Annotated in this window: 10 protein-coding genes and 1 pseudogene; 5 read left to right on the top strand and 6 right to left on the bottom strand. The window is 67.3% G+C overall.

Going from position 1 to position 15,287, the window contains the following annotated elements:
• Nucleotides 1-35: 35 nt before the first annotated feature.
• The gene (locus ACOOHP_RS18495; RefSeq protein ID WP_420467954.1) at nt 36-1,577 is read right to left on the bottom strand and encodes a class I adenylate-forming enzyme family protein; all 1,542 of its coding nucleotides are present in this window, start codon (nt 1,575-1,577) and stop codon (nt 36-38) included.
• Between the two features lie 142 nt (nt 1,578-1,719).
• Entirely contained in the window at nt 1,720-2,418 is a 699-nt protein-coding gene (locus ACOOHP_RS18490) for a 6-phosphogluconolactonase (protein WP_420467953.1), read from the bottom strand.
• A gap of 338 nt (nt 2,419-2,756) precedes the next feature.
• Between ACOOHP_RS18490 and ACOOHP_RS18485 the strand changes: the two genes are divergently transcribed.
• A complete protein-coding gene (locus tag ACOOHP_RS18485; RefSeq protein WP_420467952.1) occupies nt 2,757-3,857 on the top strand; it encodes a PA0069 family radical SAM protein in 1,101 nt (366 codons plus the stop codon).
• A gap of 12 nt (nt 3,858-3,869) precedes the next feature.
• Here the strand turns inward: ACOOHP_RS18485 and ACOOHP_RS18480 are convergent, their stop codons facing one another.
• The 4 genes from ACOOHP_RS18480 to ACOOHP_RS18465 form a co-directional block, all read right to left on the bottom strand.
• Complete coding sequence (locus tag ACOOHP_RS18480; RefSeq protein WP_420467951.1) at nt 3,870-6,116, bottom strand: alpha/beta fold hydrolase; 2,247 nt, start codon at nt 6,114-6,116, stop codon at nt 3,870-3,872.
• 187 nt (nt 6,117-6,303) lie between these two features.
• The gene (locus tag ACOOHP_RS18475; RefSeq protein WP_420467950.1) at nt 6,304-7,536 is read right to left on the bottom strand and encodes a cytochrome P450; all 1,233 of its coding nucleotides are present in this window, start codon (nt 7,534-7,536) and stop codon (nt 6,304-6,306) included.
• Nucleotides 7,533-8,702, bottom strand: a complete 1,170-nt coding sequence (locus ACOOHP_RS18470) for an iron-containing alcohol dehydrogenase (protein ID WP_420467949.1) — start codon at nt 8,700-8,702, stop codon at nt 7,533-7,535. Before ACOOHP_RS18470 ends, ACOOHP_RS18475 begins: the two co-directional genes overlap by 4 nt.
• Before the next feature lies 1 nt (nt 8,703).
• Entirely contained in the window at nt 8,704-9,597 is an 894-nt protein-coding gene (locus ACOOHP_RS18465; RefSeq protein ID WP_420467948.1) for an MBL fold metallo-hydrolase, read from the bottom strand.
• Nucleotides 9,598-9,766: 169 nt separating this feature from the next.
• Between ACOOHP_RS18465 and ACOOHP_RS18460 the strand changes: the two genes are divergently transcribed.
• From ACOOHP_RS18460 to ACOOHP_RS18445, 4 genes and pseudogenes are all read left to right on the top strand, one after another.
• On the top strand, nt 9,767-10,654 hold the full coding sequence (locus tag ACOOHP_RS18460) for an AMP-binding protein (RefSeq protein WP_420467947.1): 888 nt from the start codon (nt 9,767-9,769) through the stop codon (nt 10,652-10,654).
• 48 nt (nt 10,655-10,702) lie between these two features.
• Nucleotides 10,703-12,261, top strand: a protein-coding gene (locus ACOOHP_RS18455; protein ID WP_420465030.1) for an IS3 family transposase whose coding sequence is annotated in 2 segments (ribosomal slippage) — nt 10,703-11,141 and nt 11,141-12,261 — 1,560 coding nt in all. Because the reading frame shifts where the segments join, the coding sequence is not laid out codon by codon here.
• Between the two features lie 31 nt (nt 12,262-12,292).
• A pseudogene (locus ACOOHP_RS18450) lies at nt 12,293-13,093 on the top strand (AMP-binding enzyme); the annotation flags it as partial.
• A gap of 166 nt (nt 13,094-13,259) precedes the next feature.
• A complete protein-coding gene (locus tag ACOOHP_RS18445; RefSeq protein WP_420467946.1) occupies nt 13,260-15,194 on the top strand; it encodes a flavin-containing monooxygenase in 1,935 nt (644 codons plus the stop codon).
• The last annotated feature ends 93 nt before the right edge of the window (nt 15,195-15,287 follow it).

Raw genomic sequence — 15,287 nt, 5'->3', positions numbered from 1 at the left:
ATTCGCGCCTATCTCGTCAGCGTGAACTGGCAGATTCAGGCAGCGGCATCTTCGCTGGACAGCAACTCTCGCAGCTGGGTCTTCAGAATCTTGCCGTAGTTGCTCTTGGGCAGCGCCTCCAGCATGCGGTAATGCTTGGGCCGCTTGAATCGCGCGATGTGATCCAGGCACAGGGCGTCGAGTTCGGCAGCGGTCACCGCGACGCCAGGCTTGGGCGCCACGAACGCCACCACTTCCTCGCCCCACTCGGGATGCTTGCGCCCGACCACCGACACTTCGTGCACGCCAGGGTGCTGCAACAGCACCTCTTCGATCTCGCGCGGATAGATATTGGAGCCGCCGCTGATGATCATGTCCTTGGAGCGATCCTTCAGCGTCAGGAATCCATCGGCGTCGAAGCAGCCCATGTCGCCGGTAAACAACCAGCCGTTGCGGATCGTCCTGGCGGTCGCCTCGGGGTCGTTCCAGTAGCCCTTCATCACGGTATCGCCGCGCACGATGATCTCGCCGACCTCGCCCACCGGCAGCTCGTTGCCGTCCTCGTCGGTGACCTTGACCTCCACCAGCGCCTGCGCCACGCCCACCGAGGCGATGCGTTCCAGGTAACGCGGATGCTCGCGATCGGCCAGCAGGCTGGAAGACAAGGCCGTGATCGTCATCGGCGTTTCGCCCTGCCCGTAGATCTGTACGAAGCGGTCACCCATCACGCGCAGCGCGTACCGGATGTCTTCCAGATACATCGGCCCGCCACCGTAGAGCACCGCCTTGAAGCCGGAAGGGTCGGCACCGCTGGCCTCGACATGCTCCGCCAGACGCTTGACCATGGTGGGCGCAGCGAAGGTAAACACGTTGCCGTGAAACGCAGCCAGACGCACGATCTCGGCGGGGTCGAAACTGGCAGACCGCGCCACCACGTGGCGCCCTCCCACCAGCATGTGGGGAAAATTGGCCATGCCGGAGGCATGCGACATCGGTGCGGCATACACAGCGCAATCCTCCGGCGCCGTGGCGGTGACGTTCATGAAATGGCAGGACAGCATGGTGAACAGGTTGCGCTGCGTGAGCATCACACCCTTGGGCCGCCCGGTGGTGCCCGAGGTGTAGAACAACCAGGCCACGTCGGCAGCGGCGCGCTCCACTGCCTCGACCGGCGTTGCGTCGTACATCGCGCCGAATGCGTCGCTGCCGGGCTCGATCGCCACGCGCACGGTTGCGAGTTCGCTCAGCAGCGGGTTCAGACCCGTGGCCAGGTCGTGCGTCACGAACAGCGCCGATGCCCCCGAATTTTCGATGATGTACTGCGCCTCGCGCGGGTGCAGCTTGGCGTTGATCGGCACCACCACCAGTCCGGCGTACCAGGCGCCGTACATCAACTCCAGATACTCCGGCACATTGGTCATGAACAGCGCGACCCGGTCACCGGGCTGCAGGCCGTGCTCGCGGCTCAGAAACCCGCCGATGCAGGCGGCGCGATGCCCCAGTTCGCGGTAATCGCACAACAGTTCTTCGCCGTGGAACAGCGCAGGGCGGTCCGGAAACAGGCGGGCAGCACGCACCAGCAACTGAGCAAGGTTCATCGGCTTGGGGTCTCCATGCAGGGCGCGCCCGGACCGGCGCCGCAAGCAGCTTCGGACAGCCCCGTACGCAAGTCACTTAGGGCGCGCCCGGACCGCGTTGCGGGTATGGCCGGCATCGCCGCCAGACCCGGACTTGTGCCGCCTAGGGAGCAGGCGCCAGCCGCAGCACGCGGGCCGTCGCTGCCGGCGCATGACGCAGCAGCGCCGCAACGGGCGTCGACACACGCGCCGGAGCAGCCAGTGCGGCATCGAGCGCCACGCACGCATCCGAGGTACGCGCCACCAAGAACAGCTCGCGCGCCTGCAACAGGCTGCGCAGACCCAGGCTGACGCCTTCAAAATCTGCGATCCGGCTCAGTCCAAGCGGGAGCGACCAGCGCGGATCGAGCATCGCGGCCAACGCCGGCATGTCCGGATACAGGCCGGCAACGCCGCCGTCGCCACGCACGGTCAGCAGCAGGACATCGAGCGGCCATGGCCAGCGCTGAACCTGTTCCACCAGGGTCGGCATCGCGGCCAGCGCGCCGAGTCGAGCATCGCGCAGCTCGTTAATCGAAGCCTCAACCGCGTCCCCCACGGCGAACGCCTTGCGCAGACGATGCGCCGCATCCGCTGCAAAGCCCGGTGCCACCGACAGCGTGTCGGTGAAGTAAATCTCTACCCGCGCCCAATCCAGCGTCTGCCGCGACAGCCCCGCGCACGCATCGGCCAGATCAACGTCGGCGGTCAGCGCCAGACTGGCCCGCTCTCCACGTGCCAGCGCGCGCTGCAGGCAGAACGCCACGGCCTCGACCAGAGCCTCATCCAGTTCCCGCGTCGACTCGAACTCGTATTCCGTCACGCCCGTTCATCCTTTGGTGCAGGCCGCAGCCTAGCCTGCATTTCTCACGGGGGGATCGGGCGAAGGCCGTAGGTCGAGGACGGCGTTTGGCTTAGCGGGGAGAGACATTGAGTCACTCCCCGCCGTGGCCGAACGCGGGCGCCGGGGTGGAGCGAACCCCATAGTGCGCCGGCGACACGGTGCCTGCGCAGCGGTTAAACCCGAATCGCCGACTTGCAAGGGCCGCCCACGCCCGCCTCAGCCGCCAGCCGCCAACCGCTTCCATCGGTCCAGCCGGGAGTCGGTTGGTAGCAGGTCATAGACTGTATATATAATCAGCATTCTTCATGAGCAGAGCAATGCACGACGCTTCCCAGCCGCCGTGGCGCGGACGCGGCGCGAACCTCAACCCCGCTCCGCGCTACGGCCGCACCTCTCAGGAGCGCTGCGCGGACGGATGGGACCTGGACGAGGACGAACTTCGCGCGCCGGGCACCACGGTGCTGGCGGAACGCGCACGCAGCGTGATCAGCTACAACGATTCGCCCGACATCGGCTTCGACCGCTCGCTCAATCCTTATCGCGGCTGCGAGCATGGCTGCATCTACTGCTACGCGCGGCCGGCGCACGCCTACATGGACCTGTCGCCCGGTCTGGATTTCGAAACCCGGCTTTTCTACAAGCAGGACGCCGCGAAACTGCTGGAACAGGCGCTGCGCAAGCCGGGCTACGCACCGGCGATGATCTCGCTGGGCGCCAACACCGATCCCTACCAGCCGATCGAACGCGAGTACCGCGTCACCCGCTCCGTTCTCGAAGTGCTCAGCGCCTATCGCCACCCCGTGGGCATCGTCACCAAGGGCGCGGCGCTGATCGGTCGCGACCTGGACCTGCTTGCCGAGATGGCCGCAGCGAAGCTGGCGATGGTGGCGATCTCCCTCACCACCCTGCGCGATGAACTCAAACGCACCCTGGAGCCGCGCGCGGCCTCACCGGGGGCACGACTGCGTGCGATCCGCAAGCTGTCCGAGGCCGGCGTGCCGGTGATCGTGATGGCCTCGCCGATCATCCCCTTCATCAACGACGCCGAACTCGAGGCGATCCTGGAAGCCGGTCGTGAAGCCGGCGCCGTTGCGGCCAGCTACATCCTGGTGCGCCTGCCCAACGAGGTGGCGCCGCTGTTCCGTCAGTGGCTGGCCGATCACGCGCCGCTCAAGGCCGAGCACGTGATGAGCCTGATCAACCAGGCGCGTGGCGGCCGCGACAACGATCCGCAATTCTTCACCCGTCATCGCGGCGTGGGACCGTACGCGCAGTTGATCGCGCAGCGTTATCAGGTCGCCTGCAAGCGCCTGGGTTTCGAGATCACCAACTCCATGCGCATGCAGCTAGACACCACCCAGTTCCGCGTGCCGCTGCGCCCGCTGTACGACGACGGCCCGCAGGCGAGCCTGTTCTGAGGCGCGCCGTCTTCAGGGCGGAGTGCAGTTGCCTCCCAGCGGCAGGCAAGTACCCTGGCTGGCCAGGAAGTTGGCAATCTGGCGCTGCATCTCCTGCGTCACCGCCGGGAAGTTGGTCGGGTCCAGCACCGAGCCGTGTTCGCCGATGGCGAAGCGCACCGCCAGTTTCAATGCGGTGCCGATTAGCGGCGCGTCGGGCATGGCCAGCGGCGGCGTGATCGGGTCGAGCACCTGCAGCCCGAGCTGCCCGATCAGCGGCGTGCTGCCCGACAGCGGGCCGGCGGTCACCGCACGATCCTGCGTCTCATTGCCCGCGGAACGGACCACCGTATTGGGCACCACCAGATCACCAATGACTTCGATGAAGTGCAACGGCCGGTTCGCCGACGCCGCGGCGGCGTAGTTGATCGGATCGGCATCGTCGATCAGGTGCTGGGAAAAACGCAGGAAGGACTCGTAGTCGTCGGTGCCCTCCTCGATGCCGGCCAGTGTGGAGAGCTGTTCGGCGATGACCGGACCGAAGCTGCGCGAACCGTCCAGCAGCCGCGCGATGCCGCCGCCCGAGGCGACGATGGAAGAGGCGCCGAACTGTTCGGTCACGCCCAGCGCGGTGGTGCCGACGATGCCGCCCAGCGAATGGCCGACGAAATGGATGCGATCTGCATCGATGTCCGCGGCGCTGTCGCCGTCGAGATCCAGGCGCGTCACCAGGCGCGACAGATGCAGCACATCGGCCACGCCCTGGCGCAGGTTGTCGCGCGCGGTCGCCAGGCTGGTGAGCTCGGTGAAGTAGGCGCCGGAATCCTCGGCCAGACCGTCGCCATCCAGATCGATGTCGAAGGTGCGCTCGGTGGCACCGCTCAGGGCATTGGCACCGCGGATCGCCTGTTGGCCCAGGCACAGCGCATCGGTCGGCTCGCAAGCCTGTGCCACGATGCCGTGCAGGGGCAGATCGATGGCGACCACCACAAACCCGGCCGCCGCCAGCGTCGGCGCCACCGGCAGCGCATCGGTGCGATTGCGGGTGATGCCGTGCTGGAAGATCACCACCGGCCAGCCCGAGGCTGGTCGCGTCTGCCCGCTGGCCGCGTTGGGCACGGTCACCAGCAGCGGCACGCGTTGCACCGAACGCTCCACCGGCACCGGGAAACAGGCGGTGGTCGACGTACTGGGCTGCGCGGTCTGGCCGTCTGGCAAGGTGCTGCCCAATGCGAACGCCGCGCAGGGCACCTGCCCGAGGAATTGCACCAGGGGCTGGCCTTCGGTGTCGGTGCGGGTATCGGGCTGGGTGGCATCGGCGGCGAAGAAGGTCTGCCTGATGATCGCGTCGCCCGCATCGCTCGGCGCCTGCAGGTAGTACGGCAATTCCACCGCGCCGGCGAAGATGTCGGCCACGGGCGGCGCGCCGATGGCCGAGGTGTCCTGGCCGGACGGCGCGGCCAGGATCGTCAGCGGCTGCGGGTGATCGATGGCGGCGCGCACATCGGCGCCGGCATCGATGCGCCCCAGCGTGGCGGCAATGTTCTGCGTGGTGAAGGTCCACGCCAGCACGATCTGCGCCTCGCTCAGGCTGGGCACGGCGCCGAGTACGGCCTCTACCGCCGGGCGCACCTGCTGGCTGCGCACCTGTTCCAGCGTCGCCTGCTGCGCCGGCTCCAGCGCCATGGCCGTCGCATCGTCCTGCTCGCTCACCGGCGTTGCACTGCGCACGACGCGGAACTGCTCGGAAGGCTCGGCCGCGCGGCCCTCCAGATCGCGCAGTTGATCGGTGATCACGACCAGATAGCGCGTCGAAGGCTTGAGCGGTTTCAACGGCTTGATCTGCACGCGCATGCGGCCATCGCCCGATGCCGCCAGCGACGGCGGATAGTCGGCGTAGGCAATGTCCTGGCCCGCCACCAGCGGCGCGCCGGTGCTGCTGTCGATCACCAGAATGCCCTGCGCGGCGGTCTCAAGGTCCACGGTACCGCCGAGGTCGGTGAACAGTGGCGCGGTGGTCGAAAAGCCGTCGGTGAGATTGGCCGCCGCCACCAGCGGATTGGCGTCGCCCGGGTTGGGAATGTTGAGAGTCGGGTCGTCGAAACCGGCGAACAGCAGATCGTTCGGATACGGCAGGGTGGGCGTGCCTTCGACCGGGGCCGGCTCGAACAGGGCGACCACGGGCGGGCTGTCGTTGCGCGAACCGCTGCCGCCGCAGGCGCCCAGAAACAGGCTCAGAAAGGTGCTCAGCAGCAGGACCCACATCGGCGGGGTACGCATCGGCCTTCTCCTCGTTGTTATCGTGCCGGGCGGATCGGGTCCGTCCCTGGGTGTCGCGGTCAGGCATCAGGATGTCGTTGCCGGACCACCCTCCAAGGTCCACACGCCTGACCGTCTGCCTGGGTTCCGCGCCTGAGTCCGGATATTACGCTTCGATGACACCGTCACTAGCCGTCATGGCAAGCGCTCATGGGCGTGGGCTGGCTGCCGTCTCGAACCGGATCGGCAACGCGCTCATGGAACGGAACTGGAAATTGGGCCGCCGCGGCGTCGGGCCGGTGACCTCGAACGACTGCCAGCGCCGCGCGACGCGTTCGAACGTCACCTCGCCTTCCAGCCGCGCTAGGTTGTTGCCCAGGCAGAAGTGACGCGCGCCGCCAAAGGCCAGATGACGGTTGTCCGGCCGCTCGATGTCGATGCGGTCGGGATCGCTAAAACGGCGCTCGTCGTGATTGGCCGACAACAGCGACATCCACACCGGCTCGCCGGCCGGAATGCGCACGCCGTGGAGCTCCACATCGTGGGTGAAGTGGCGAAAGGTCACCCCCACCGGCGATTCCCAGCGGATGAACTCCTGCACCGCCGCCGGCGCCAGACCGGCCGGATCACTGCGCAGGCGCGCGAACTGTTCGGGTTGCTCGGCCAAGGTGTAGAGGCCCGCGGACAGCATGCCCATGGTGGTGTCGAAGCCGCCGGTGAGCAGCGACAACACGGTCGCCACCAGCTCGTCCGGGCTCAGGCGCTGGCCGACTTCCTCGGCCTGGATCAGCGCGGTGAACAGATCGTCCGCCGGCCGTGCGCGACGATAGGCAATCAGCTCTCCGATGTAGTCGATGTAGTGCTGGCAGGCGCGATGACACGCCGCGATGCCTTCGGCATCGTTGGCGGCCGGGATGAAGATGCGGAAGAAGTCCGGCGTCCACTCCAGCAGGCGCATGCGATCGGCCGGCGGGATGCCGAGAAAGCCGCAGATCACCCGCAGCGGCACGACAAACGCCAGTTCGGTCACCGCCTCGAGTTCGCCGCGCGACTCCACCGCGTCCAGCGCCTCGTCCACCACGGTGGTAATGCGCTCGCGCAGCCCGCTGACGCCCTTCTTCGTCAACGCCACTTCCGCCAGGCGACGGATGCGCGTATGCACCGGTGGATCATTGAGCACCATCAGGCCGCGATAGATACGCTCGGCCGGGCCACCGGCCAGCGGCGCACCGGGGTCCAGACCCGGCGGTTTCATCTGCGCCTCGGCGTCGCGCAACAGCCGCTTGATGTCGTCGAATCGCGTCAGCAGCCAGGTGCCGCCGGCGATGGGCGTGTGTTGCACCGGTGCGTGATCGCGCAGCCGGCGCCAGGTCCCGAGCAGGTCGTCGAGCTGCACGGGATCGTTGGGATCGAACACCGGCACCTTCATGTCGGCACTCACAACGCGGTGCGCAGAAAGGCCTGCACCTGGTCCACCGTGTTCAGCGGCCGCGGGTTGGTGCGCGTCCACAGATCGTGCATCACCGCTTCGGCCAGGCGCGGCAGGTCGGATTCCTGCACGCCCACGTCGCGCAGGCTGCGGGGCATGCCCAGATCGCGGATGAAGGTATCCGCCAGTTCGCTGGCGGGCGTTGCCGCCGCACCGAGCGCGGCGCTGATGCGCTGCTGGCGCTCGGCGTTGACCGCGGCGTTGAAGGCCAGCGCGTACGGCGCCATCACGCAGGAGGTGTGGCCATGCGGCACATCGAAGCTGCCGCCCAGGGCGTGGCCGGTGGCATGACTGATGCCCATCGGCACGCCGGCGATCACCGGAATCATCGACTGCCAGGCGCCGATCTGGCACTGCAGGCGCGCGTCCAGATCCTGCGGACTGGCCTTGACCCTGCGCAGGCCGTCGGACAGCAGGCGCAGTGCACTCTCGGCCAGGCCATCGCAGAAGGCATTGGACAGGTGCGAGCCCAGGGTCTCGCAGGCGTGGTCGAAGGCGCGCACGCCGGTGGACAGCCACAGCCATTCCGGCGTGTGCACGCTCAGCGCCGGGTCCAGGATCACGCTCACCGGCGCCATCGCGCGATGCCGATAGCCCTGCTTGATCCGTACGCGCTCGTCGGTGGCGCCGGACAGCGGATTGAACTCGCCGCCGGACAGGGTCGTCGGCACGCATACCACGCGCAGCTCGGGGCCTTCGAAGTCCGGCCAGTTCAAACCGCCCTGCGCGTCGACGTAGAAGTGAAACGGCTCGAAATCCTCGTGCGTCTGCCAGCCGTGACGAAGGGCCAGCGCCACCACCTTGGCGGCGTCGGTGACCGAACCGCCGCCGATGGAAACGATCAGGTCGGCTTGTGCGGCGCGAGCCTGTGCAGCCGCCGCCAGCACGCTGGCGCGCGGCACGTGCGGCTGCACGCCGGAAAACACGTCGGCGCAGCGCGCGCCCAGCGTCTGGCGAATCCGCTCGATCTCGTCGGTATTGCGCAGCAGGCTGTCGCTGACGATCAGGAACGCGCGCTGTGCACCGAGCCGCTCGACCTCGGCATGCAGCGCCTCGGCCGCGGGCTGGCCCATCAGCACCCGCTCGGTGGCGGTCTGCTCGAAGCTGGCCGGGGTCATGTCAGAGGCCCTCGGCGACAAAGCCGTCGGCGCGACGCACCACCCGGGCCATGTGGGTGCCGGCGAAATGCGCCGGAATCATGATCGCCTGCTCGTGGGCCACGCGTTCCAGCACCGCGAGGCGGGTGGCGCGCGCCTGCTCGGGGTCTTCACAGAAAATGCTGTTCCAGTGCGGGCAGTACACCTGCAGCGGGTGATGCACCACGTCGCCGACGAACACCGCGCGCTCACCGCGACTCTCGACCGTGATGGTCTGGCAACCCGGCGTGTGTCCGGGTGCCGGCGTCAGGCTCAGCCCATCGAACAAGGAGGTGGGGCCGCTCACCAGCCGCGCCAGGCCGCGATCCAGGATGGGCTTGACGCTGTCCTCGAAGAAACCGGTGTTGACCTGCTCGCCGATCTTGTCGGGAAAACGATGGCGATTGTCCGGATTCCAGTATTGCGCGTCGGGATCGGTAAACACGTATTGCGCATTGGGGAAGGTCGGCACCCACGCATCGCCCGCGAGTTGCGTGTTCCAGCCGACGTGATCCACATGCAGATGCGTGCAGATCACCAGGTCGATGGTCTCCGGCGGGAAGCCGGCCTGCGCCATGCGCTGCAGGAACGGCGTGCTCAGGTGCGCGAACAGCGGGATGCCGGGACGGTCCTTGTCGTTGCCGGCGCCAGTATCGATCAGGATGCGCTTGCCGCCATGCTCAATGACGAAGCTCTGCAGACAGGCACGCAGGGTGTCGGTGTTGAGGTCCAGATAAGCATCGGGAACCTGCTTGCGGGCCGCGGCGTACGAGGCTTCGTCGAAGCCCGCGAACAGGCTCTGCGGCGTCATGAAGTCGCCCGACCATTCCTCGATGCGGTGAATGCGGGCGTCGCCCAGCAGCAGCGGTACGCTCATGGCTCTCCTCCTTGGTTCGGCATTTCGACGATACGCCGGTCGCGGCGTGCTAGCGCGACGTGTGACCCTGCGGCACGCACGCCGACCACTCGTTCTGACTCGATTCTACTCACCAGTAGGATGAAGTACCATCCAGTTGCATCGCAAGCCGCACGCGCCGGAGACGCAGATGACCCACGCCATCGAACTGGCCGCCTATCCCGAGGCCGCGCAGGCCCGCGACCCGCGCATTCCGCCGCGCGACCAGGTGGTGACGCGCGACCTGATCGAACGCTGGCACCGCGAGCAGCCCGACAAGGTGTTCGCCGTGTTCGGTGACGACGGCGAAACCTGGACCTACGCCCAGTTGCGCGAATTCACCCTGCAGACCGCGCTGGGCCTGCGGCAACTCGGCGTGCGCCAGGGCGACCATGTGCTGGTGTGGCTGCCCAACAGCCGCGAAGCACTGCGCGTGTTCTTCGCGGTGAACTACCTGGGCGCCGTGTTCGCCTGCATCAACACCGCCTACAAGGGCGCACTGCTGGCGCACGTGATCGACAACGCCGATGCGCGCGTGGCGGTGATCCATGGCGATCTGCTGGCGCGCCTGCACGAGGTACCCACCGGGAGACTCGACACCGTGGTGGTGGTGGGGCCCAAGACTTCGGCGCCGGCGCCGCTGAAGACCCTGCGTTACGAAGAGGCGCTGCTGCCGAACGACGGAACGCTCGCCGCGCCGCCGCGACCGACGCAGCCCTGGGATCCGTTCGCGCTGATCTACACCTCCGGCACCACCGGTCCGTCGAAGGGCGTGTACTGCTCCTACCTGCACCTGTATTCCAATGCCGGTCCGGAAACCTGGCCGTTCGTGACCCGCGACGACCGTTATTTGATCAACATGCCGATGTTCCACATCGGCGGCATGGGTGGTACGTACGTGATGTTCGCGCGCGGCGCCTCGATCAGCTTTGTCGAGCGCTTCGACACCGCCGGCTTCTGGAAACTCGTGCGTGACACGCAAACCACGGTGGCCTTCCTGCTCGGGGTGATGGCAACGTTCCCCCCCGCGTCAGAATAGTTGCCGCCTTGATAGGACCATCCCTGGGGGCGTCAATGAAGGTAGAACGTGGCTCGATACGGACAAGGATTCAAGGACCGCGCGGTAGCGCGGCTGTTGCCGCCTGAAAGCGCGGCGGTGGAAGACGTGGCGTTAGCAGTGGGAGTGGGTGCCCAGACCTTGCAGCGTTGGCGAGAGCAGACGCAGTCCGGGCCGGTGAAGGCTCGGACGTGGACCGCGGGATCGCGTCTGGAGGCGGTGATTGCAACAGCACCGATGGCCGAAGCGGATCGGAGTGTGTGGTGCCGGGAACAGGGTGTATTTCCGACGGAGTTGGAGAAGTGGCGGGCCAGCGCAACGGCCGCACTGGCGGAACCCGAAGAAGCCCGTGCCAGTCCGCAGGCGACGCGACAGGACCGCAAGCGCATCAAGGAGCTGGAGCGCGACCTGCTGCGCAAGGACCGGGCGCTGGCGGAGACGGCGGCTCTGCTGGTCCTTTCAAAAAAACTCGCGGCGATCTTCAACAAGGCAGAGGACGAATGATCGACCTCGAAGATCGCCAACGCCTGGCCCACAACATTCAAATCGCCCAGGGTGCCGGTGCCCGGCTGCACGCCGCGTGCGACACCGCGGGCATCGACACCCGCACCCTGCAGCGCTGGAGAGCGTGCGGGGGGCTCGTGGACGGCGATGGAAGGCCCCAGGCCGTCCGACCCACACCGGCGCATGCCCTGAGCCTGGCCGAGCGTGCCGAGCTCTTGCGCGTGGCTAATGAGCCGCGCTTTGAGGCCGTGCCGCCAGCGCGCATCGTGCCGATGCTGGCCGACGAAGGCGTGTACCTAGCCAGCGAGTCCAGCTTCGCGCGTGTGCTGCGAGCACATGGCCAAGCCACTCACCGTGGACGCGCCCGCGAGCCGCACACGGTACGCCCACCGACCACCCACATCGCCACTGCACCGCGCCAGGTGTGGTGCTGGGACATGACCTATCTGCCGGCCACGGTGCTGGGACGCTGGTATCACCTCTACCTGATTCTCGACCTCTACAGCCGCAAGATCGTCGGCTGGGAGGTCCATGACCGCGACCATGCCGATCACGCAGCGCATCTGGTGCGGCGCACCGCCCTGGCAGAGGGCATTGCGGCCCTGGTGAACAAGCCCGTGCTGCACGGCGACAACGGCGCCACGCTCAAGGCCACCACGGTGCTGGCGATGCTGCACTGGCTCGGAGTGAAGCCCTCCTACTCGCGGCCGCGGGTGAGCGACGACAACGCCTACGCGGAATCGCTCTTCCGCACCGCCAAGTACCGGCCCGAGTTTCCGGCCAGAGGATTCGAAGACCTGGCGGCAGCGCGCGCCTGGGCAGCCGGCTTCGTGCGCTGGTACAACATCGATCATCGCCACAGCGGCATCCGCTACGTCAGCCCGGCACAGCGCCACGACGGCAGCGATGGTCCGATCCTGGCGGCGCGCCACGCGCTCTACGCCCAAGCCCGCGAACGAAACCCTGCACGATGGTCAGGCGCAACGCGAAACTGGTCGCCGGTACTCGCCGTCACCCTCAACCCCGAACGCGACTGCGTCATCAACACCCACGTCGCCGAAACCTTTAAGCAACTCGCTGCATGAATGAGGCGGCAACTACCTTGACGCGCGCCGGTTCCTGGACAAGCAACCGCCGCGCGAAGAGGACGCCGACAACCCCCTGCGTCGGGTGCTGATGGTGCCGCTGGCCGGTGACGTAAAGGCGTTTTCGCAGCGCTTCGGCGTGGACGTCTACACCATCTTCAACATGACGGAAGTCTCCTCGCCGATCGTCTCCGGACCCAATCCGGCCGTGCGTGGCACCTGCGGCAAGGTTCGGCCCGGCGTGGAGGTGCGCCTGGTCGATGCGCACGACTGCGAGGTCGGCCTCGGCGAGGTTGGCGAGATGCTGGTGCGCACCGACCGCCCCTGGGCGATGAACAGCGGCTACTACAAGAATCCGCGGGCCACCGCGCAGGCCTGGCGCAACGGCTGGTTCCACACCGGCGACGCCTTCCGCCAGGACGCCGACGGCTACTTCTATTTCGTTGACCGCATGAAGGACGCCATCCGCCGTCGCGGCGAGAACATCTCCTCGTTCGAGGTCGAGGCCGACGTGGTCCAGCATCCCGCAGTGCGCGAGGTGGCCGCCATCGGCGTGCCCAGCGACCTCGGCGAAGAAGACGTGATGGTGGTGGTGGCGCCGGTGGACGGTGCGCAGATCGACCCGGCCGAACTGATCGAATTCCTGCGACCGCGTATGGCGCACTTCATGGTGCCGCGCTACCTGCGAGTGGTGAACGAGTTGCCCAAGACCCCGACCGCCAAGGTGCAGAAGCATCGGCTGCGCGAGCAGGGCATCACCGCCGATACCTGGGATCGCGAGCAGGCCGGCATCCGCGTGCGCAGTGATCGCTTTGGCGGGGATCCATCATGAGTTGGGGAACGACGATTCAACGCAAAGGCGCAAAAGGAAAAGTGAGGACGCAGAGTAAGTCTGAATTACGCGACACCGACGGACGAGCCAGCCTGCGGACTCTCGATTCTTTGCGTTCTCCTGGCGTTTGTTCTTTGCGCCTTTGCGTTGAAATCGGCGAGCCAAGATGAGCGACCTCCATCCAATCGAGTCTCGGGCCGCGCTGGCGCAGGCCTCCGTTCCGACCCTGCTCGCCTGCCTGGCGCAGATCACCGGCGAGCGCCGCTGGATTGAGCCGCCGTTCTGTCCGCAGCGCGACGTGGCGCTGTTCGCCGATCCCGGTGGCGGCTTGCCGGTGGAAGTTCAGCAGCAGGTTCGCGAGGCGATGGCGCAGGTGCTGGACCAGCTCGGTGCCGGCACGCGCGAGCCGGTCCCGGCGCCGGACCATTCCACCTTGCTGGCGATCATGAGCGCCATGCTCGGCGAGCGCGTGCCGCCCGAATACGCGCCGATCATTGCCGAAGAGATGAACCTCGCCGATCGCAACGTGTGCTGGAGCACGCCGACGCCACCGCCCGCGACCCGCACGCGCCGCGTGCTGGTGATCGGTGCCGGCCTGTCCGGGCTGTGCGCCGCGGTGCACCTGGATCGGCTCGGCATCGGCTTCGACATCGTCGAGAAGAACCCCGAGGTCGGCGGGACCTGGTGGGACAACGACTACCCCGACGCCGGCGTCGACACGCCCAATCATTTCTACTCGTTCTCGTTCGAGCCCAATCCCGGCTGGAGCGGCAACTACTCCAAGCGCGGCGAGGTGCTGGACTATCTGCGACGCATGGCCGAGCGCAGGGACCTGCGCCGGCACATCCGTTTTCGCACCGAAGCGCTGAGCCTGCGCTGGTACCCGGACCGACAGCAGTGGTGCGCGGTCCTGCGCAGTGGCGACGGCGCGCAGACCGAGCACTGGGCGGACTGGGTGATTACCGCCGTCGGCCAACTCAACCGTCCCAAGCTGGCGCCGTTTCCCGGGATGGAGACCTTCGGCAAACCGTGGTGGCACTCCGCGCAATGGCCCGCGGGCACCGATCTGTCCGGACAACACGTGGCGGTGATCGGCACCGGTGCCAGCGCCATGCAGTTCCTGCCACCGCTGGCCGAACAGGCGGCCAGGGTCACCGTGTTTCAGCGCTCGCCGCAGTGGGCACGCTTCGACCCGGACTACCACGCGCGCGTGACGCCGGAAGCGCAGTGGCTGCTGCGCGAGGTGCCCTACTACTACGCCTGGTATCGCTGCGGGCTGCTGTGGCGTTTCGGCGACGGCCTGCTGCCCACCTTGCGGCGCGACCCCGACTGGCCGCATCCGGAGCGCGCCATGAACCGGCGCAACGACAAGCATCGGCAGTTGCTCACCGATCACCTGCTGCGCGAACTCGAAGGCCGCGACGATCTGATCGCCAAGTGCCTGCCGGACTATCCGCCCTACGGCAAGCGCATCCTGATCGACAACCACTGGTACCGCAGCCTGCGCCGCGACAACGTGGAACTGCTCACCGAGGCGGTCGATCACGTCGAGCCCGGCACCGTGGTCACCGCGAGTGGTCAGCGCGTGGAAGCCGACACCATCGTGCTTGCCACCGGCTTCGAGGCCGGCAGGATGCTGGCGCCGATGGACATCCGTGGCCGCTCCGGCGTGCCCATCCGCGAGCGCTGGGGCGACGACGATCCGCGCGCCTTCCTCGGCACCACGGTGGCGGACTACCCCAACCTGTTCCTGCTCTCCGGCCCCAACACCGGCCTGGCCCATGGCGGCAGCTTGATGTTCATGAGCGAATGCCAGATGCGCTACATCAGCCTTTGCCTGACGCACATGATCGAGCAGCAGATCGGCGCCATCGAAGTGCGCAGCGAGGTGCAGGACCGCTATTGCGCCCGCGTGGACGCCGAACATGCCGAGCTGGTGTGGACCCACCCCGGCATGCGCAACTGGTATCGCAACGACCAGGGTCGCGTGTTCTCGCCGATCCCGTTCCGGCTGGTGGATTTCTGGTCGATGACGCACGAGCCGGATTTCGACGACTACGTGTGCACGCCGTCGCGCACGGCCGCGCCGTCGGCGGCCTGAGGTTCGCGGCGGGCATGGGCCCGTGATGAATGGCGCCACTCCTTGGGGCGGCCCGCGGCCGCCGAGTCCGGTGCGCGAATCACCGTCCGATGG

The sequence above is a fragment of the Panacagrimonas sp. genome (assembly GCF_965216805.1).
In the GTDB taxonomy this organism is placed as follows: domain Bacteria; phylum Pseudomonadota; class Gammaproteobacteria; order Nevskiales; family Nevskiaceae; genus Panacagrimonas.
This window is presented reverse-complemented; position numbering and strand designations above follow the sequence as displayed.

Excerpts from the sequence above, each read along its gene's own strand:
- ACOOHP_RS18495 (WP_420467954.1), bottom strand. The coding sequence starts at position 1,577 with ATGAACCTTGCTCAGTTGCTGGTGCGTGCTGCCCGCCTGTTTCCGGAC.
- ACOOHP_RS18485 (WP_420467952.1), top strand. The coding sequence starts at position 2,757 with ATGCACGACGCTTCCCAGCCGCCGTGGCGCGGACGCGGCGCGAACCTC.
- ACOOHP_RS18480 (WP_420467951.1), bottom strand. The coding sequence starts at position 6,116 with ATGCGTACCCCGCCGATGTGGGTCCTGCTGCTGAGCACCTTTCTGAGC.
- ACOOHP_RS18470 (WP_420467949.1), bottom strand. The coding sequence starts at position 8,702 with ATGACCCCGGCCAGCTTCGAGCAGACCGCCACCGAGCGGGTGCTGATG.
- ACOOHP_RS18465 (WP_420467948.1), bottom strand. The coding sequence starts at position 9,597 with ATGAGCGTACCGCTGCTGCTGGGCGACGCCCGCATTCACCGCATCGAG.
- ACOOHP_RS18460 (WP_420467947.1), top strand. The coding sequence starts at position 9,767 with ATGACCCACGCCATCGAACTGGCCGCCTATCCCGAGGCCGCGCAGGCC.
- ACOOHP_RS18445 (WP_420467946.1), top strand. The coding sequence starts at position 13,260 with ATGAGCGACCTCCATCCAATCGAGTCTCGGGCCGCGCTGGCGCAGGCC.